Genomic DNA, 17,885 nt, shown 5'->3' with positions numbered 1-17,885 from the left:
CCTTGGGCGCGGCGCCCCGGTTCTCCGCCACCCCGGCGACCGCCCCCGGCGCCGCGCCCAAGGCGGGCGAGGACACCCGGGGCGTGCTGGCCGGCGTCGGCCTGACGGCTGCTCAGCTCGACAGCCTGACCGCGCGAGGAGTCATCGCATGACCCGTACGACCCTGGACTATCCGTCCGTCGACGCCGGTGCCGTCCTCGTCGGGGCCGCGCACCACTACCCGCACCGCGTCGCGGTGCGCGACGGCGAGCGGACCCTCACCTTCGCCGGTCTCCACGACCACGCGCTGCGCTTCGCCCGGGGACTGCGCGAGTACGGCATCGGGCCCGGCGACACCGTACTGCTGCTGCTCCCCAACACCCTGTGGTTCCCGGTCGCCTACTGGGGCACGCTGTACGCCGGTGCGGTGGTCAGCCCCGCCAACCCCGCGCAGCCCGCCGCGGCGCTCGCCGCCCAGATCGAGGACTCCGGGGCCCGCGCGGTCGTCGTCCCCGGTCCTGAAGCGACCGCACCGCCACCGCCGGGCGGGACCGTGGTGGCCGCCGAAGCGTTGTTGGGGTACGGCACCGCGGAGCGCGTCCCGCGCCGCCCGGACGACCTGGCGCACCTCTCCTACACGGGCGGGACGACGGGCCGTTCCAAGGCGGTGCGGGTGTTGCACCGCAATCTGGTCGCCAATGTCGCGCAGGTCAGCTGGGTCCGCGCGGCCGCCCGTACGGTGCTCGTCGACGGGGTGCTCGGCGCCGAGCAGGACAAGGAACGGGCCACGCCCTGGCACCGGCCGCCCGGGACCGGGGTCACGCTCGCGGTGGCACCGCTCTTCCACGCACTGGGGCTGGCGAGCATGGTCTCCAACACTCTGGTCGGCACCACCACCGTGCTCTCCGCCCGCTTCGACCCCGGACGCTTCCTCGCCGATGTGGACGAGCATCAGGCCACACTGCTCAACGGCTCCCCCACGATGTACCGGGCGCTGCTGGCCTCGCCGGCGGCCGCCGGGCAGCGGATGGAGTCCGTCTCCATCGTCAACTCCGGTGCCGCGCCCATCGATCCGGAGACCTGGCGGCGCCTGGCCGAGCTGTTCCCCAATGCCCGGATCACCGAGGGGTACGGCCTCACCGAGGCCACGGTGGCGCTGGTGCTGCACCCGCTGGACGCCGATGCGGGCATCCCGCCCGGCTCCGTCGGTCTCCCCCTGCCGGACACCGAACTGTCGATCCGCGACCTGACCGACCTGGAGCGTGAGCTGCCGGCCGGCGAGACCGGTGAAGTATGGGCGCGGGGCCCGCAGATCACCGACGGCTACCACGGCCGGGCCGACCTGACAGCAGATCAGTTCCGCGACGGCTGGCTGCGCACCGGCGACATCGGCCACCTGGACGACCGGGGCCACCTCTTCCTTTCCGGCCGGGCGAAGGACATGCTGATCTACAAGGGCTACAACGTGTACCCCTTGCATCTGGAGGACATCCTCGCCGGTCACCCCGCGGTCGCCGCCGCGTCGGTGATCGGTGTACCGCATCAGGACGCGGGCGAGATCCCCGCCGCCTATGTGGTGCCGCGCGACGGTGCCCCGGCCACCGCCGAGGAGCTGATGGCGTACGTGGCCGAGCGGGTCGCCCCGTACCAGCGGGTGCGTGAACTGCACTTCGTCCCGGCCCTCCCCGTTTCCGCGGCAGGCAAGATCCTCAAGAACGAGCTGCGCGCCCGGCACGCGGCAGCGGCGGGCCCGGCGGCCCAGGACACCCGGAGGCAGGCATGAGAATCGGCATGATGCTGAGCTACAGCGGCGGTTTCAAGGAGACCGTCGAGGTCCTCGGCGACTACGAGAAGGCCGGACTGGACATCGTCTTCGTCCCGGAGGCGTACTCCTACGACGCGATCAGCCAGCTCGGCTTCATCGCCGCGCGCACCGAGCGGCTGGAGATCGCCTCCGGCATCCTCCAGATCTACACCCGGACGCCCAGCCTGACCGCGATGACCGCGGCCGGTCTGGACTATGTCTCCGACGGCCGGTTCACGCTCGGGATCGGTGCCTCGGGGCCGCAGGTGATCGAGGGGTTCCACGGCCTGCCGTACGACGCTCCGCTGGCGCGCACCCGGGAGATCGTCGACATCTGCCGGCAGGTGTGGCGCCGCGAGAAGGTCGTCCACGAAGGCAAGCACTATCAGATCCCGCTCCCGGCCGAGCGGGGCACGGGACTGGGCAAGCCGCTCAAGCTCATCAACCATCCGGTGCGCGACCGGATCCCGGTCGTCCTCGCCGCGATCGGGCCGAAGAACGTGGCGCTGACCGCCGAGATCGCCGAGGGCTGGCTGCCCATCTTCTTCCACCCGGAGAAGGCGGGCGAGGTCTGGGGGCCGTCGCTGGCCGAGGGCGCGGCCCGGCGCGACCCGGCGCTCGGGCCGCTGGACATCGTGGCGCAGGCGCCGCTGGCCATCGGCGAGGACGTCGACGACCTGATTGATCTTGCCCGTCCCCAACTCGCGCTGTACATCGGCGGGATGGGCGCGCGTGGCAAGAACTTCTACAACAATCTCGCGCGCCGTTACGGCTACGAGGCCGAGGCGACCAAGATCCAGGATCTCTATCTGGCCGGCCGCAAGGAGGAGGCCGCGGCCGCGGTACCCGCCGATCTGCTGCGGGACATCTCGCTGATCGGCCCCGCCTCCTACATCGCCGAACGCCTCGCCGCGTACCGGGCCGCCGGCGTCACCACCCTCAAGGTCAACCCGGTATCGCCCGACCCGGCGCGTCGCCTGGCCGACCTGGAGCAGCTGAAGGACATGACGCGATGACCCGCGACGAACCCGTACTGCTGACCGACCGCGCCGGTGGCGTACTGACGCTGACCCTGAACCGTCCGCGCCGCAAGAACGCCATCAACGACGAGCTGTGGAACGCGCTGGGCGAGGCGCTGACCGCGGCGGGCAACGACCCGGAAGTACGGGCGGTCGTGCTGGCCGGGGCCGGCGGGGCGTTCTGCGCCGGGGCCGATCTCTCGGGCCGGCGCGCCGAAGCGCATCCGCTGTCCCGGATGCACCGAATCAACGAGATCGCGCTGCGGCTGCACGAGCTGCCCGTACCGACCGTGGCCAAGGTCGACGGCGTGGCAGTCGGCGCGGGCTGGAACCTCGCCCTGGGTTGCGACTTCGTGGTCGCCACCGCACGGTCCCGGTTCTCCCAGATCTTCGCGCGCCGCGGTCTGTCGCTGGACTTCGGCGGCTCCTGGCTGCTGCCCAGGCTGGTGGGGCTGCAGCAGGCCAAGCGGCTGGCGCTGCTGGCCGAGATGATCGAAGCGGACGAGGCGCACCGGCTGGGCCTGGTGACCTGGCTGGTCGAGCCGGAGGAGCTGGACAAGTTCGTCACCGGCCTCGGCGAGCGGCTGGCCGCCGGGCCGCCGGTGGCGCTGGCGCAGAACAAGGCGCTGCTCAATGAGGGGGCCGACCGGACGATGCGGGACGCGCTGGCGAGCGAGGCACGCGCCCAGACGGTCAACTTCGCGACCGCGGACGCGCCGGCGGCCATCGCGGCCTTCAACGAGAAGCGGGAACCGGAGTTCACGGGAGAGTGGGCCGTCAAATGACCGACAACACCCGGATCGACAACGACCGGATCGACAACGCCCGGGCCGACTACGAGCAGATCCGCTACGAGGTCGCCGACGGCATCGCCACGATCACACTGCACCGCCCGGAACGGCTCAACGCCTTCACCACCACGATGGCCGCCGAGCTGATCGCCGCGCTGGACGCCACCGACGCCGACGACTCCGTACGGGCAGTGGTACTCACCGGCGCCGGGCGGGGCTTCTGCGCGGGCGCCGATCTGCAGGGCGGTGCCGCTACCTTCGACCACCGAGACCCCCAACGGGCCGCGGAGCGCGCCGACTTCGGTACCGTCGGCGGAGCGCCGCGCGATGGCGGCGGCTGCGTGTCGCTGCGGATCGCGGCCTCGCTCAAGCCGGTGATCGTGGCCTTCAACGGGCCCGCGGTCGGTGTCGGCGCCACGATGACACTGCCGGCGGACATCCGGATCGCCTCGGAATCGGCCCGGTTCGGGTTCGTCTTCACCCGCCGCGGCATCGTGCCGGAGGCCGCTTCCAGCTGGTTCCTGCCCCGGATCGTCGGAATCTCGCAGGCGATGGAGTGGGTGGCGACCGGGCGTGTCTTCGACGCCTCGGAGGCCCTCTCCGGCCGGCTCGTCTCGCGGGTCGTACCGGATGCCGAGCTGCTGCCGACCGCGTACGGGATCGCCGCCGAGATCGCGGAGAACACCTCCGCCGTATCGGTCGCGCTGGCCCGGCAACTGCTGTGGTCGATGCTCGGCGCGTCGACGCCGTGGGAGGCGCACCGGCTGGACTCGCGGGCGATGAACCGGCTCGGTCAGAGCCCGGACGCGGCCGAGGGCGTCACCTCGTTCCTGGAGAAGCGCCCGCCGAAGTTCCCCGCCCGCATCGCCGACCACCTCGACGTCGTACCGCCGTGGCCCGTGCGCCCCGAGGAGATGTCGTGAGTTGCGGCTGCTGAGGGTCGTCAGGCGGGGTGGCGCGGGCGTCGCCCCGCCGGGCGGTACTCCACGAGCACGAGCGCCAGCTCCACATAGCGCTCGGCCAGCTCCTCCACGCTCAGTTCGCCGCCCTCGCGGTACCACTGGGCGATCGCGTTGCACATCGCGATCACCCCGCGCCGCGCGTCCTCGGGGTGCGGGGTGCGGAAGACACCCTGGTCCACCCCGTCCTCGACGATCTGCTGGAACATCCGGGAGCCGTCGAACTGGCGGCGCTGGAAGTCCTCCAGCTGCGCCTCGGACATGCTGCGCCACTCGGTGAGCGTCAGGCTGCTCTCCAGCCGGTACTCCGCGCGGTACCGCACGGTGGCCCGCACCAGGGCGGCCAGCCGCTCCCCCGGGTCGTCGCCGGCCGCTTCCAGCTCCTTGCGGCAGGATTCGAAGTACGCCTGGCCGCTGTCGTTCACCAGCGCGTGCAGCAGCTCCTGCTTGCCGGTGTAGTAGTGGTACATCGCCGACAGGCTCACACCGGCCCGGCGGGCGATGTCCCGGATGGACGCGGCGGCGTACCCGCGCTCCGCGAACTCGTGCCGGGCGGCCTCCAGAATGGCCTGCTGGCCTGCACCTCGCACCGGTGCCCTCCTTACGCCTGAACGAACGTCGGTCAGTCTACGCGTCCATGCCCCCGCCGAGGTCTCCTCGCCGCGGGGCGACAAGGGCCCGCCCCTGATGCAACGTCAGACAAAGCCGAGTTCCCGTACCGCCTCGAAGGCGATCTCGCCCTGCTGGACCCCCTGCTGCGCCCGGAGCTCGGCCGCGTAACCGTCGTCGGCCATCACCCCCGCCAGGTACCGTGCGCGCACACCGGCGCCGATGCACGCCGAGCGCCAGCGGGCGAAGGCGACGTAGTACTCGATGCCGGAGACCTCGCGGCCGGAGAGGCGTGCGTAGCGGTCGATCAGCTCGGCGCGGGTGGGGAATCCCGGTGCCGCGCTGGGGCCCGGGGTGGTCGGCGGGACCTTGTCACCCGGCTCCTCCCAGGTGGAGAGGAGCCAGCCCAGGTCGGCGAGCGGGTCCCCCAGGGTGGCCAGCTCCCAGTCGAAGACGGCGAGCACGGTGCCGTCCGCCGCGAAGGACAGGTTGCCCGGCCGGTAGTCGCCGTGCACGATCCCGCCGTGCTGCGCGGGTACGTGCGCGAGGAGCGCGTCGTGCACCTCGTCGAGCAGGGCCAGATCGGGCGCCCCGGACTGGTGGACCTGCCGTTGCCACCGGCGCAGCTGGCGCTCGACATAGCCGTCGCGCCGCGCGATGCCGCCGAGTCCGACCTCGTCGGGGCCGACGCGGTGCAGGGCGGCCAGCACCTCGACGACCTCTTCGCCCGCCCGCCGGCGGACCTGCGGCGACCAGGCCCGTACGGCTTCCTGGTCGGCCGGCACCACTCCGTCGACGAAGGCCATGACATAGAACTCGGCTCCGGTGACCGCCGGGTCGTCGCAGTACGCGAGGGGTTCCGGCACGGGCATGCCCGCGGGTGCGAGTGCGGTGAGGAACCGCCACTCCCGGCTCATGTCGTGGGCGGTGCCGAGCACCCCGCCCGTCGGCGGGCGCCGCAGGGCACGCACGGTCCCCGCGCCATCGGTGACGCGGTAGGTGAGGTTGGAGCGGCCGCCGGAGACCGGCGAGAAGGTGAACGGCGGGGTCGCCCCCGGCACATGGGCGGCCAGCCACCGGCTCACCGCGGCCGGGGCGATACCCGCCGGATCGGTCGCGCTCATCCGGGAGCCTGCGCGTACCGCGCCTTGAGCTTGCCCTTGACCAGCTTGCCGGTCGGGGTGCGCGGCAGTTCGTCGACGAAGTCGACACTGCGCGGCGCCTTGTAGTGGGCGATGCGGGACCGTACGTAGTCGATCAGTCGGCGCTCCAGTTCCGGGCCTGGACGGGCGTCCGGCGACGGCTGGACGACCGCCTTGACCGCCTCCCCCATCTCCTCGTCCGGTACGCCGATCACGGCGACGTCCGCGATGTCGGGATGCAGCGCGAGGGCGGCCTCCACCTCCTGCGGATAGATGTTCACCCCACCCGAGATGATCATAAATGCCTTGCGGTCGGTGAGGAACAGATAGCCGTCCTCGTCGACATGGCCGATGTCGCCCGTGGTGGCCCAGCCCGGATGGTCCGGGTGGTGTGCTTCCCTGGTCTTCTCCGGGTCGCCCAGGTACTCGAACTGCGGCTCCTCGCGCGCGAAGTAAATGGTTCCGGTCCGGCCGGCGGGCAGCAGCCGGCCCTCGTCGTCGCAGACGCGCACCTCGCCCAGCAGGGCCCGGCCCACCGAGCCCGGTTTGACCAGCCACTCCTCGGACTTGATGAGCGTCATGCCGACGCCCTCGGTCGAGGCGTAGTACTCGTACAGGATCGGCCCCCACCAGTCGATCATCGCGCGCTTGACGTCCGGCGGGCACGGCGCGGCGGCGTGCACCGCCACTCGGTGAGTGGACAGGTCGTACGAGGTGCGGGCCTTCTCCGGCAGCCGCAGCATCCGGAGGAACATGGTCGGCACCCACTGGCTGTGCGTCACGCGGTAACGCTCGACCGCCCGGAGCGCGCCCTCGGTGTCGAAGCGCTCCATCATCACCACGGTGCCGCCGAGCGCGTGCACCGACGCGCCCCACCGGAGCGGGGCCGCGTGGTACACCGGCGCCGGGGACAGATAGACCGTGTCCCGGTCGAAGCCGTACACCGCCTGCAGGATCTCGACGAGCGTGTCTCCGGGCTCCCCCACCTGCCGGTCCGGAAGCTCGGGGCGGATGCCCTTGGGCCGGCCGGTGGTGCCGGAGGAGTAGAGCAGATCGGCGCCCCTGGGCTGGTCGGCGGCCGGCTGGGGCGACGCGGCGGCCAGCGCGGTCCCGTACTCCTCGTACCCCTCGACCGGGCCGCCGTAGGCCAGCCGGACCCGGACCGCGGGCGTCCCGGCCCGCAGTTCCGCCGCGAGCCCGGCCAGCGTGTGCGACACCACGAGTGCGGAGGCTGCGGAGTCATTCACGATGTAGGCCACTTCGGACGCGCTGAGGTGGTTGTTGACGAGGGTGATGTACAGACCGGAGCGGACCGCCGCCCAGTACACCTCGTACGCGTGGATCGAGTTGTCGGTGAGCAGCGCGACCACATCGCCCCGGCGCAGGCCCGCCGCGCGCAGCACATGGGCCAGCCGGATGGAGCGTTCGTCCAGCTCCGCGTAGGTCAGCCGGTCGCCGGACGCGGCCATGATGACGGCGGGACGGTGCGGGTCACTCACTGCATGGGCACCTGGATACATGGAATCCCCATCCCTTCCCGGTCGTTCAGCGGAGGCCCTTCGGGGCCGGGATCCGGTTCGTTCCGCGCAGGCGGGCCGCGTCCCGTTCGGGGTTGACGCCGAGGAGCGCCGCGAGCCCGCCCACGAACACCATGGCCCCGAAGATCTGGAAGGCCAATCCGTAGCCGGCGGCGGGGTTGGATGCCTGGTCGACTATCCAGCCGGTGAGGTACGGGCCGTAGACACCGCCGAGGGACATCAGGGCCATGAAGATGCCGAGCGTACTGGCGAGTTGACGCGGCGGAACGATCTCCGCCAGGCCGGCGTTGAACAGCGGGAAGATGCTGGCGCCGAACGCGTAGCCGATCGAGACGACGGCCACCGCGGCGGCCGGTGTGCCGATGCTCGGCAGCAGTGCCATCGTGGCGCCGCACACGAGCAGGGCCACCGAGGGGACGACGCCCCGCAGAATGCGCGAGGTGGCGCCGCGCCCGATCAGCCGGTCGCCGATCCAGGAGAGCCCGAACATGACCACGATCGACGCGATGCTCGGGAAGCCGAACATGGTGCCGGCCTGCACGCGGCTGTAGCCCAGGCCCATTTCGAAGTACGACGGCAGCCAGGTCAGCACCACGGTCACCAGGGCGTACATCGACATCACCGCGAGCGCGGCGCCGAGGAACGTGGGCGACAGGAGCACCTTGGCCCACGGGACGGCGGGCTCATCGGCGGCCCCGGTCGCCTTGGCGGCCTTGTCCTCGCCGTACGGGCCGGGCGTCCAGGTCGGGAGCCAGACCACCAGCCAGACCAGGCCCGCGGCCGCGAGGATCACGAAGGCGGTGCGCCACCCGTAGGCGGCGACCACGACCGCCAGTGCGGGGGCGACCGCGATCTTGGCGATCGAGGCGCACGCCGTGATGCAGGCCGAGGGAAGGCCGCGCTTCTCGCGCGGGTGCCAGGAGTAGAGCGCCGTGTGGATGATCGGGCCCGACGGTCCTTCCAGGAAGCCGAGCAGCATCCGGCTCAGCAGCAGGACGGTGAAGGTGGCGGAGACGACCAGCGGGAGCATGGCGACCGACCAGCCGACCGCGAGGAGCGCGAGCGACCACTTCAGAGCCGTCCAGCGGTTGAGCAGGCCCGCGACGAGATTGCCGACGGTGAAGGTCAGGAAGAACGAGCTGCCGATCAGACCGATCTGCGAGGAGTTGAGGTGCAGCTCCTCGGCGAGCGGCTGGGCCACCAGGCCGAACACGGCCTTGTCGGCCCAGTTCACGATGTAGAGCAGCATCAGCAGCCCGGTGAAACCCCAGGCTTTCGCCCGGGATTCACCGGCGGACGGGGCCGGGGCGGCGCGGGTACCGGGCACTTCGGTTGTCGGCACGGGTGTCTCCTTTGGGGAGGGGTACGCGGCACGCCTCGTCGGCGGGGGTCCGCGGCATCGGCACAGCGGGTTTCGGTGCGGCTGCCGTCGCAGAGACTTGGCGACGGTCCGGGCGAGAGGAGACCAGACGAACGATCGCTAAGGTAATCGGCGACACAGGGCCTGTCCACGTCCCGGACACGATGTGTCGAGTCGTTACCGGCCTCCCCGATCCCGGGCGCTCCGGCTTGTCGATTCCGGTGCGAGGTACGGAATCCGGTGCGAGGTACAGGAAGGGCGCGAGACCCCTCGACAGTAAATTAACGACCGCTTAGTATCCGAGGCCGAGCCGTGTTGAGACCAGAGAGAGGCCGACCATGAACGGCGCGCAGTCGCTGATCCGCACTCTCGTCCGGGCCGGCGTGGACGTGTGTTTCGCCAACCCCGGCACCTCGGAGATGCACTTCGTCGCCGCGCTCGACGCCGTGCCCGAGATGCGCGGCGTGCTCGGCCTGTTCGAGGGTGTGGTCACCGGAGCCGCCGACGGCTACGCGCGGATCGCCGACAAACCGGCGGCCACGCTGCTGCATCTGGGCCCCGGCCTCGGCAACGGCCTGGCCAATCTCCACAACGGCCGCCGCGCCCACACCCCGATCGTCAACGTGGTGGGTGACCACGCGACGTACCACAAGAAGTACGACGCGCCCCTGGAGTCGGACATCGAGCCGGTGGCCGGGTCGGTGAGCGGCTGGGTCCGGCGGTGCGACCGGGTCGCCGACGTCGGAGCCGACGCGGCAGCGACGGTGGCCGCGTCGATGGAACCGCCGGGGCAGGTCGCCACGCTCATCCTGCCCGCCGACGCCTCGTGGGGCGAGGGCGGCGCGGTGGCCGAACCACTGCCCGTACGTACCCCTGCGGCACCCGATCCCCAGGCCGTGTCGGCCGTCGCCGACGTGCTGCGCAGCGGCGAACCCGTCGCGCTGCTGATCGGCGGCCGGGCGTGCCGGGCGGCCGGGCTCCGCGCGACGAGCCGGATCGCCCACGCCACCGGCGCGCGGGCGTTCGTGGAGACCTTCCCCGCGCGGCTGGAGCGCGGCGCGGGCCTGCCCGCCATCGAGCGGCTCGGTTACTTCGCCGAGCAGGCCGCCAAGCAACTGGACGGCGTCACGCATCTGATCGTCGCGGGGACCGGCTCTCCCGTGTCGTTCTTCGCCTACCCGGACCGGCCGAGCGACCTGGCGCCCGAGGGAGCCCGCGTTCACACCCTCGCCGGCCAGGGCGAGGACGCGGTCGCCGCGCTGGAGGCGCTGGCCGAGCAAGTGGCCGCCGACACGGCACCGACGGTGGCGGAACCCGCCCGGCCGGCACTGCCGAGCGGCCCCCTCACCAGGAAGAACTGGGCCGATGTCGTCGGCGCGCTGCTCCCGGACGGCGCGATCATCGCCGATGAGGCGAACACCTCGGGAGCGTCCCTGCCGCAGGCCACGGCCGGTGCGCCCCGGCACGACGTACTGACCCTGACCGGCGGTGCGATCGGCCAGGGCCTGCCGGTCGCCACCGGAGCGGCCATCGCGGCACCGGATCGCCCAGTGATCAGCCTGGAGGCCGACGGCAGCGCGATGTACACCATTTCGGCGCTGTGGACGCAGGCCCGCGAGAACCTCGACGTCACCACGGTGATCCTCAACAACAACGCCTACGCTGTACTCCGCCTGGAAATGCAACGCGTCGGCGCCGACCTGTCGGGCCCGGCCGCGAAGACACTCCTCGACCTCTCCTCCCCCGCACTGGACTTCGTCCGGCTCGCCGAGGGCATGGGCGTCCCGGCATCCCGCGCCACCACCTGCGAAGAACTCACCGACCAGCTCCGCCGCGCCCTGGCGGAACCGGGACCGCACCTGATCGAGGCGATGGTCCCGGCGGCGCTGTAGCCCCACCGACCCCGCACCCGGGCTACTTTGGTTCCGGCCACGGTGCGAACGGACGGGCGGGAGGCTGGACACAGGGTGCGCTACTACCTCTACTTGTCCGATGCGAAGCTGGACATGCTCTTCGAGCAGATTCCGCAGAAGCTCCTCCCCCGGCTGGTGACGGAGGCCAAGGTCGACCTGAAGGTCGTCAGCTGAACGACATCCCGTTCAAACACGACGGCTCGGTCTGCGGCGTGTACGAACTCCCCGTCACGTGGTAGCCGCCTTTGTCAGGTGACCCACCGTCACCGAGCTCTCCCCCTCCTCTCACTCCTCACTCCCCACTCCGGAGGAATCCGACCCCATGAACATCCACCTCGACCAGGACAAGTGCGTCGCCTCCGGCCAGGCAATGGTCTGCCCCGCCCTCGCCATCCACCTCACCGAAGCCACGGCGGAGGACTGAAGTCGGCCACGGACGGAGGGTCAGTCCGCCTTCGGCAGCTGGGCGAGGAAGTCCAGGAGTGCCGCGTTGACTTCTTCGGGACGTTCCTGCTGGGTCCAGTGGCCGCAGCCGGGGAGCGTCACACTGCGGTGGAGCTTCGGTGCGATCGTGTCGAGGGAGTCGATGATCCGGTCGATGCCGTGCAGCGAGGTGACCATGTCGCGGTCGCCGACGACGTACAGCGCCGGAACGTCGATGCCGCGGCCGCGGAAGGCGGTCAGGAGTGCGTTGTTGCGCTCGATGTTGCGGTACCAGTTGAGGGGGCCAGTGAAGGCACGGTCCCCGTGGCGAGCGTAGTCGTCGGCGAAGGCGTCGATGTCGTCGGGGGTGAGCCAAGCGGGCAGCTCCGGGTCCGGTCCGGCGCCGAGCAGCGGGGCGCCTTCGGGCACGATCCAGGGGCGCGGCCGGGTGTTCGCCGGGTTGTCGCCCGAACCGTTGAACAGCATGCGGCGGAAGGTCGAGGGGAGGTCCCGCGCCAACTCGGCGTCGGCAACGCCCGGTTGCTGGAAGTAGTTCTGGTAGTAACGGTCGCCGTACTGCTGCCGGGTGACCGACGGCGGGGCCATGCCGGCGGGCAGTACCGGCGGGACGCTGAGCCCGGCGACGGCCCGTACGACGTCCGGGCGGAGCATGGCCGTCGTCCAGGCGACCGGCGCGCCCCAGTCGTGGCCGACGACCACGGCCTGCTCCTCGCCGAGCGCGTGGATCAGGGCGATCACATCGCCGGTGAGGTGCAGCAGGCTGTACGCGTCGGCATCGGCGGGCTGCTCACTGCGGGCGTAGCCGCGCTGGTCGGGCGCCACCACCCGGTACCCGGCTTCCGCCAGCGGCGCGAACTGGTGCCGCCAGGAGTACCAGCTCTCCGGAAAGCCGTGCAGCAGCACGACGAGGGGGCCCTCGCCCTGCTCGGCGATATGCAGTGTGACTCCGTTGACTTCAATGGAGCTGTGCTTGATCCCGGCGTGCTCGGCAGCCACGGTCTCTCCTGACGTGCGTCTGGACGGACAGTACGGTCCGGGTGGATCCCGGATCCCGCGAGTAAAACATCCGTCCAGGTCAGGAACGCGTCGGGGTGTGCTGCACGGCGCCCGCCCGGCGCGCTTCCATGCAGCTCTCCAGGTGATCGATGAGGTCATCGGCCGGCCCGAGATCCGTGCTGCGGTCGGTGATCACCGTACGGCCGGCGTGCGCCAGCCGGTACTCGAAGCGGTCACGGGAGCCCTCATCGATACTGCGGGCGGGAAGGCCGGCGAAGTCGACCGCGCCCAGCAGCGAGCCGAGCTTCTCACGCTCGTCACCCGACAGCTCCCGGCCCGCATGCCTGCCCTCACGGTCGATGAGGGTCACCGCCCCTCCGGGCCCCACCTCGATGCCGCGCTGCACCCCCGCAATGCCACCACTGACGTGCAGACTCACCTCTTGAGAAGCCGCGACGGACTCCCCACAACCGACCAACAGCAGCACACTCGTGACAAGGCCGAGAAAACGTCCGACGCGCGTTGCCATGCTTCCGCTCCTCCGGCTCGGGCTGCGGCCACTTTACTGAGGAGACGGCCTTACTGGTGCGACCGGCGCCGCGAGCCGGGTCAGGCGGATCGCCAGCGGTTGCGGCCGTCGGAGCCGGGGCCGCAGACCATGGGCGTGCCCGCCGAGGTGACACCGGTCGCGCCGGCCGGGGCGCAGAAAGAGCCGGGGTGAACGGTGAGTCCACCGCCGCCGGTACTGCCACCGGTCGAGGACGACCCGCCGCTGCTGGTTCCACCAGTACTGCTGGATCCACCGCCACTGCTGGACGACCCTCCCGACGCACTGCTGCCGTTGCCGCCGCTGCCGCCCCCGCTGGTGGTGTTGCGGTCGTCAGTCGAGTCCCGGTAGTCCGGACGGCCGTCATCGTCCTTGTCGCTCAGGTACAAGTCGTCCGTGGAACAGCCGGCCTTCGGATGGACCAGTTCGAGCGTGACGTCGGCGGTGATGTCCTCGCCTTCCGCGGGGTCCTGCGTGCACACCCGCCAGGAGTCGTACGCGCCGTCCGGCAGGTCGTCGTTGACGTAGTACGCCTCCGCCTGGATCGCGTCCTCGTCGACTCCGATGCCCGTCAGGGTTTCCACGGCGGCCTGCCACGTCTTGCCGTGCAGCTCGGGCATCGTGGGCCAGGGGATCTCTTCGCCGTCCTTCTTGGGGCAGGTCTCACCGTCCTTGACCGCAGCGAAATCGATCAGTCGGCGACTGTCGTCGTGGTCGGACTGCTGGAAGCACACGAGCCAACCGGACCGCGCGATGATCGCCCGGCCTTCGGCGGAGGCGTCGTGATGGCTGACGGTGTAGCCGGCAGCGCGGGCCTTCCCCTCCGCCTCGTCGAGTAGTTCGCCGATGTAGTCCGGCGCCTTCCGCTCCGGCGTCCTGCTCGGGGATGCCTTCGGGCTCGCCGTGCGTGACTCGGTCGCAACCTGCTGCGTTTCCCCCTTCCCCGTGTCGTCGAGCTGCCCGCCCAGGCCCGCGCCGATCGTCAGCAGGATGAACGCCCCGAAGCTCGCGCCCAGCCTGGCGAACCAGCGCCACGGCGGCAGAACCCACAACAGCACGATGGCGACGATCAGCGCGAGGAATCCGAGGGGGAAATGGAACGCGCCGATGAGAGCGACAAGAACGAGCAGGCCCAGCGCAGCGGGGGTGGTCTTCCACCACGGTCGTGCCGGGGGCGTCTGCCGGGTCGGGGGACTGTACGGGTTCACGTGGCGACTTTCCTTGTCTAACAGCGCAAAGGCTGGACCCACGCTCGCCGTATGGAAGGCGAGCTTCTTCCACCCATGGGCAGAAGTCGTCTGATATTACCGGCTCTTACAGAATAAGTGGAAGTATGGATCCCATAACGAGAAGGCGGTTGCCCCCACCACGGCGATCATGCTCTCGAGGTGGGTGTGGGCGGCGCGTTCGACCGCCTGCTGACCGGAGATGCCCCGGATCCGCGTGTGGAGCTCGTGGTTGCGCTCGGAGTGCGTGAGCGGACGTCGGCCGCCACCGCCTTCTCTCCGGCACCCGGACAGGCTGCGTTCGGCGTCTGCCCTCCCTGAGTGAGCGCCTGCCGACCGTAAATCTGTGCAACAGAAACTGTCACCGATCTCGTTTACTTGATTGACGGCATGTCATGACACGGCGTCGTGCCGGCCATCCCGAGAGCGCTCTCACCCGCGTATTGACAGGGACGCGTCAGCGGCGATTCACTTCGCGGAGGCAGCAGGTCCGGACCAATTGAGGCGGGTCATATGTCCCTTCGTAAGTCCTGCAATGTGTCCTCCGGGGAGCGGCGGCGCGTGCTGCACGGCGTCGCTCTGGCTACCGCGGCGGTCAGCGTCGCGCTGAGCTGGGGCCCCGGCTCCGCCGCCGCGGCGCCCCCGCCGGAGGAACCCAATGCGGCGATACGCGCCGTGACGTTCGAGGACACCTTCGACGGTCCCGCCGGGTCGGCGGTCGACGGCGGCAAGTGGCAGACCGAGACCGGCGACAACGTCAACAACCACGAGCGGCAGTACTACACGGCGGGCAATGCCAACGCCGCACTGAACGGCCAGGGCCAGCTGGTCATCACCGCACGCCGCGAGAACCCGAACAACTACCAGTGCTGGTACGGGCGTTGCGAGTACACCTCGGCACGGCTGAACACCGCGGGCCGCTTCACCTCGACCTACGGTCACGTCGAGGCACGGATCAAGGTGCCGCGCGGCCAGGGCATGTGGCCCGCGTTCTGGATGCTCGGCGACGACATCGGCCAGGTCGGCTGGCCGAACAGCGGTGAGATCGACATCATGGAGAACGTCGGCTTCGAGCCGGGTACGGTGCACGGCACGCTCCACGGCCCCGGATACTCGGGCAGCGGCGGCATCGGCGCGGCGTACTCCCTCCCGAACGGGCAGGCATTCGCCGATGACTTCCACACCTTCGCCATCGACTGGGCGCCGGATTCCATCACCTGGTCCGTGGACGGCACCGTCTACCAGCGGCGCACGCCCGCCGACCTCGGTGGCAAGACCTGGGTGTTCAACAAGCCCTTCTTCCTCATCCTCAACCTGGCCGTCGGCGGCTACTGGCCCGGCGACCCCGACGGTTCGACGTCCTTCCCCCAGCAGCTCGTCGTCGACCACGTCCGCGTCACCACCTCGGACACGGCTTAGGGCTCACTCGTCGCCGAGTTCCAGATCTTGGCTGACCACTCCGTGGCCGGTCACGGTCAGCGGGGCGGCGGTCGGTGGGTGGCCGCCGGCTATCAGGGTGTACTCGCCGGGGTGCAGGTCTTTGAAGGCGTAGTTGCCGTCGTTGGCGGTGGTTGCGGTGCCTGCGACATTGCCTGCCGCGTCGATCAGTGTGACCCGTGCGCCGGCCAGCGGGCCGTGGTCCGCGCCGGTCCTGATCGTGCCCTGAATGTGGGTACTGGCGGCCGGGGCGGTGGCGTCGGCGAGGTGGATGTCGTGGGCGAGCGGGCCGTCGCCGATGAGCACGGTGGATGCCTGCGGCCGGTGCCCGTCGGCGGCGGCGATCAGTACGTAGCTGCCGGCGGCGGGTACAGCCATGTCGTATCCGCCGTCCGGCCCCACCGGCATCCGCCCCAACTGCCGCCCCTGCGGGGAGATCAGGGTGACGACGGCGGTGCTCGCCGCGACGCCGTCGGCGTCCCGCACCACACCGTGCACCCGGCTTCCGGCAGTGGCGGTTTCCGCGGCCGCCTCCTGCAGGGAATTGGCCGTCTTCAGCGGCACTTCCCTGATGCAGAGCGCCAGCAGGAATGCCATGCAGGCGAACGGGGCGGCGTAGAGGAAGACATCGGCGATGCCGTGGCCGTAGCTGCTTTCGACGACCCCGCGAATGGGGGGAGGGAGCGTCTTCAGGTCGGGGATGTTGCCCCCGCCGTGCGCGTGCGGCATCGGGATGCCGAGCGAGGCGAAGCCGTCCTTCATGTACTGGCTGATCCGCGTGGAGAGCGCGGCGCCGAGTGCGGAGACGCCGATGGCGCCGCCGAGGGTGCGGAAGAAGGTGACGAGCGAACTGGCCGCGCCCAGATCCTTCGGGGCGACCTGGTTCTGTACCGCGAGTACCAGGTTCTGCTGCATCAGGCCGATGCCGATGCCGAGAGCGGTCATGTAGACGACGACCTGCCAGTACGGGGTGTCGTACCGCATCAGGCCCAGCGTGGCCGCGCCGCCGGTCAGGAAGAGCCCGCCGCCGACGAGGAATATCTTCCAGCGCCCGGTGCGGGTGATGATCCGGCCCGAGCCCATCGAGGCGACGAGCAGCCCCGCCACCATCGGGATGGTCGAGAAGCCCGACATGGTCGGGGTCTGGCCGCGGGAGAGCTGGAAGTACTGACTGAGGAAGACGGTGCCGGCGAACATGGCGACGCCGACGAAGATACTGGCGAGGGAGGTGAGTGTGATGGTCGCGTTGCGGAACAGCCGCAGCGGGATGATCGGTTCGCTCGCCCGGATCTCGACGAGGAGGAAGACCAGGCCGAGGACGACGGCTCCGGGCACCATCACATACGTCTGCCAGGACAGCCAGCCGTACGCGTCGCCGGCCAGCGTGACCCACACCATCAGCAGGCAGACCGCGGCGGTGACGAAGAAGGCGCCGAGCCAGTCGGCCTTCACCTGGCGCTTGACCACCGGCAGATGAATGGTCTTCTGGAGCACGACCATCGCGATCACGGCGAACGGCACGACCGCGTAGAAACACCAGCGCCAGCCGAGCCAGTCGGTGTCGGTGATGACACCGCCGATCAGCGGGCCGGACACGGTACCGACGGCGTACGTAGCGCCGAGGTAGCCGCTGTACCGGCCGCGCTCACGCGGCGACACCATGGCCGCCATGATCACCTGCGACAGCGCGGACAGCCCGCCCGCGCCGATGCCCTGCACCACGCGGCAGGCGATCAGCATCCCGGCGTTCTGCGAGAAGCCCGCGACGATCGAAGCGACGATGTAGAGCAACAACGCGAACTGGACCAGGAGCTTCTTGCTCACCAGGTCCGACATCTTGCCCCACAGCGGGGTGGTCGCCGTGACCGACAGCAGCGCCGCCGTGACGACCCAGGTGTACGCGCTCTGTCCGCCGCCGATGTCGGCGAGGACGGTCGGCAGCGCCGAGGAGACGATGGTGGAGGACAGCACCGCGACGAACATGCCGAGCATGAGCCCGGAAAGCGCCTCCATGATCTGCCGGTGGGACATGGCAGCGGCGTGCGCCCCCTGTCCCCCGGTCCGGGACCCGCCGTGCCGCGCATCTGCTGATGCTGTTGTCGCCCTCATGCCTTCCTCTTG

15 protein-coding genes are annotated in these 17,885 nt (G+C 70.6%); 7 read left to right on the top strand and 8 right to left on the bottom strand.

Annotated elements, in window-relative coordinates; genetic code table 11:
* Nucleotides 1–148 precede the first annotated feature (148 nt).
* From CCS38_RS11615 to CCS38_RS11600, 4 genes are read left to right on the top strand one after another with little or no spacing between them, the layout of a single operon-like run.
* Nucleotides 149–1,762 carry a class I adenylate-forming enzyme family protein gene (locus CCS38_RS11615; RefSeq protein ID WP_223733152.1) on the top strand — a complete coding sequence of 538 codons (1,614 nt, stop codon included), beginning with the start codon at nt 149–151 and terminating at the stop codon, nt 1,760–1,762.
* The gene (locus CCS38_RS11610) at nt 1,759–2,799 is read left to right on the top strand and encodes an LLM class F420-dependent oxidoreductase (RefSeq protein ID WP_223733151.1); all 1,041 of its coding nucleotides are present in this window, start codon (nt 1,759–1,761) and stop codon (nt 2,797–2,799) included. The genes CCS38_RS11615 and CCS38_RS11610 overlap by 4 nt, the downstream gene beginning before the upstream one ends.
* On the top strand, nt 2,796–3,587 hold the full coding sequence (locus tag CCS38_RS11605; RefSeq protein WP_223733150.1) for an enoyl-CoA hydratase/isomerase family protein: 792 nt from the start codon (nt 2,796–2,798) through the stop codon (nt 3,585–3,587). Before CCS38_RS11610 ends, CCS38_RS11605 begins: the two co-directional genes overlap by 4 nt.
* A complete protein-coding gene (locus CCS38_RS11600) occupies nt 3,584–4,516 on the top strand; it encodes a crotonase/enoyl-CoA hydratase family protein (RefSeq protein WP_223733149.1) in 933 nt (310 codons plus the stop codon). Before CCS38_RS11605 ends, CCS38_RS11600 begins: the two co-directional genes overlap by 4 nt.
* Nucleotides 4,517–4,536: 20 nt before the next feature.
* Here CCS38_RS11600 and CCS38_RS11595 read toward each other — a convergent pair whose 3' ends face one another.
* From CCS38_RS11595 to CCS38_RS11580, 4 genes are all read right to left on the bottom strand, one after another.
* Nucleotides 4,537–5,142, bottom strand: a complete 606-nt coding sequence (locus CCS38_RS11595) for a TetR/AcrR family transcriptional regulator (RefSeq protein WP_223733148.1) — start codon at nt 5,140–5,142, stop codon at nt 4,537–4,539.
* Nucleotides 5,143–5,247: 105 nt separating this feature from the next.
* Entirely contained in the window at nt 5,248–6,285 is a 1,038-nt protein-coding gene (locus CCS38_RS11590) for a phosphotransferase family protein (protein WP_223733147.1), read from the bottom strand.
* A complete protein-coding gene (locus CCS38_RS11585) occupies nt 6,282–7,802 on the bottom strand; it encodes an acyl-CoA synthetase (RefSeq protein ID WP_308050791.1) in 1,521 nt (506 codons plus the stop codon). Before CCS38_RS11585 ends, CCS38_RS11590 begins: the two co-directional genes overlap by 4 nt.
* 46 nt (nt 7,803–7,848) lie before the next feature.
* A complete protein-coding gene (locus CCS38_RS11580) occupies nt 7,849–9,183 on the bottom strand; it encodes an MFS transporter (RefSeq protein ID WP_223733145.1) in 1,335 nt (444 codons plus the stop codon).
* A gap of 356 nt (nt 9,184–9,539) precedes the next feature.
* On the opposite strand from CCS38_RS11580, the gene CCS38_RS11575 reads away from it, so the two are divergent.
* Together CCS38_RS11575 and CCS38_RS35695 are read left to right on the top strand one after the other, a co-directional pair.
* Complete coding sequence (locus tag CCS38_RS11575; RefSeq protein WP_223733144.1) at nt 9,540–11,093, top strand: acetolactate synthase large subunit; 1,554 nt, start codon at nt 9,540–9,542, stop codon at nt 11,091–11,093.
* Between the two features lie 42 nt (nt 11,094–11,135).
* Nucleotides 11,136–11,288 carry a DUF7019 family protein gene (locus CCS38_RS35695; protein WP_372457049.1) on the top strand — a complete coding sequence of 51 codons (153 nt, stop codon included), beginning with the start codon at nt 11,136–11,138 and terminating at the stop codon, nt 11,286–11,288.
* 270 nt (nt 11,289–11,558) lie between these two features.
* On the opposite strand, the gene CCS38_RS11570 is transcribed toward CCS38_RS35695, so the two are convergent.
* The 3 genes from CCS38_RS11570 to CCS38_RS11560 form a co-directional block, all read right to left on the bottom strand.
* Entirely contained in the window at nt 11,559–12,554 is a 996-nt protein-coding gene (locus tag CCS38_RS11570) for an alpha/beta fold hydrolase (RefSeq protein ID WP_223733143.1), read from the bottom strand.
* A gap of 79 nt (nt 12,555–12,633) precedes the next feature.
* On the bottom strand, nt 12,634–13,083 hold the full coding sequence (locus CCS38_RS11565) for a hypothetical protein (RefSeq protein WP_223733142.1): 450 nt from the start codon (nt 13,081–13,083) through the stop codon (nt 12,634–12,636).
* Nucleotides 13,084–13,163: 80 nt separating this feature from the next.
* Complete coding sequence (locus CCS38_RS11560; protein ID WP_223733141.1) at nt 13,164–14,309, bottom strand: PASTA domain-containing protein; 1,146 nt, start codon at nt 14,307–14,309, stop codon at nt 13,164–13,166.
* 531 nt (nt 14,310–14,840) lie between these two features.
* Between CCS38_RS11560 and CCS38_RS11555 the strand changes: the two genes are divergently transcribed.
* Nucleotides 14,841–15,746, top strand: coding sequence for a glycoside hydrolase family 16 protein (locus tag CCS38_RS11555; protein WP_223733140.1), 906 nt, complete (start codon nt 14,841–14,843; stop codon nt 15,744–15,746).
* 3 nt (nt 15,747–15,749) lie between these two features.
* Here CCS38_RS11555 and CCS38_RS11550 read toward each other — a convergent pair whose 3' ends face one another.
* On the bottom strand, nt 15,750–17,795 hold the full coding sequence (locus CCS38_RS11550) for an MFS transporter (RefSeq protein ID WP_223733139.1): 2,046 nt from the start codon (nt 17,793–17,795) through the stop codon (nt 15,750–15,752).
* Nucleotides 17,796–17,885: the final 90 nt, after the last annotated feature.

This window comes from Streptomyces purpurogeneiscleroticus, from assembly GCF_020024005.1.
Taxonomy (GTDB): domain Bacteria; phylum Actinomycetota; class Actinomycetes; order Streptomycetales; family Streptomycetaceae; genus Streptomyces; species Streptomyces purpurogeneiscleroticus.
The sequence above is the reverse complement of the archived record's forward strand: the minus strand, read 5'-3'. Positions and strand labels throughout refer to the sequence as shown.

What these genes read in the sequence shown, in the direction of transcription:
- CCS38_RS11615 (WP_223733152.1), top strand. Translation starts at nt 149, where the DNA reads ATGACCCGTACGACCCTGGACTATCCGTCCGTCGACGCCGGTGCCGTC.
- CCS38_RS11610 (WP_223733151.1), top strand. Translation starts at nt 1,759, where the DNA reads ATGAGAATCGGCATGATGCTGAGCTACAGCGGCGGTTTCAAGGAGACC.
- CCS38_RS11605 (WP_223733150.1), top strand. Translation starts at nt 2,796, where the DNA reads ATGACCCGCGACGAACCCGTACTGCTGACCGACCGCGCCGGTGGCGTA.
- CCS38_RS11600 (WP_223733149.1), top strand. Translation starts at nt 3,584, where the DNA reads ATGACCGACAACACCCGGATCGACAACGACCGGATCGACAACGCCCGG.
- CCS38_RS11590 (WP_223733147.1), bottom strand. Translation starts at nt 6,285, where the DNA reads ATGAGCGCGACCGATCCGGCGGGTATCGCCCCGGCCGCGGTGAGCCGG.
- CCS38_RS11575 (WP_223733144.1), top strand. Translation starts at nt 9,540, where the DNA reads ATGAACGGCGCGCAGTCGCTGATCCGCACTCTCGTCCGGGCCGGCGTG.
- CCS38_RS11565 (WP_223733142.1), bottom strand. Translation starts at nt 13,083, where the DNA reads ATGGCAACGCGCGTCGGACGTTTTCTCGGCCTTGTCACGAGTGTGCTG.
- CCS38_RS11555 (WP_223733140.1), top strand. Translation starts at nt 14,841, where the DNA reads ATGTCCCTTCGTAAGTCCTGCAATGTGTCCTCCGGGGAGCGGCGGCGC.
- CCS38_RS11550 (WP_223733139.1), bottom strand. Translation starts at nt 17,795, where the DNA reads ATGTCCCACCGGCAGATCATGGAGGCGCTTTCCGGGCTCATGCTCGGC.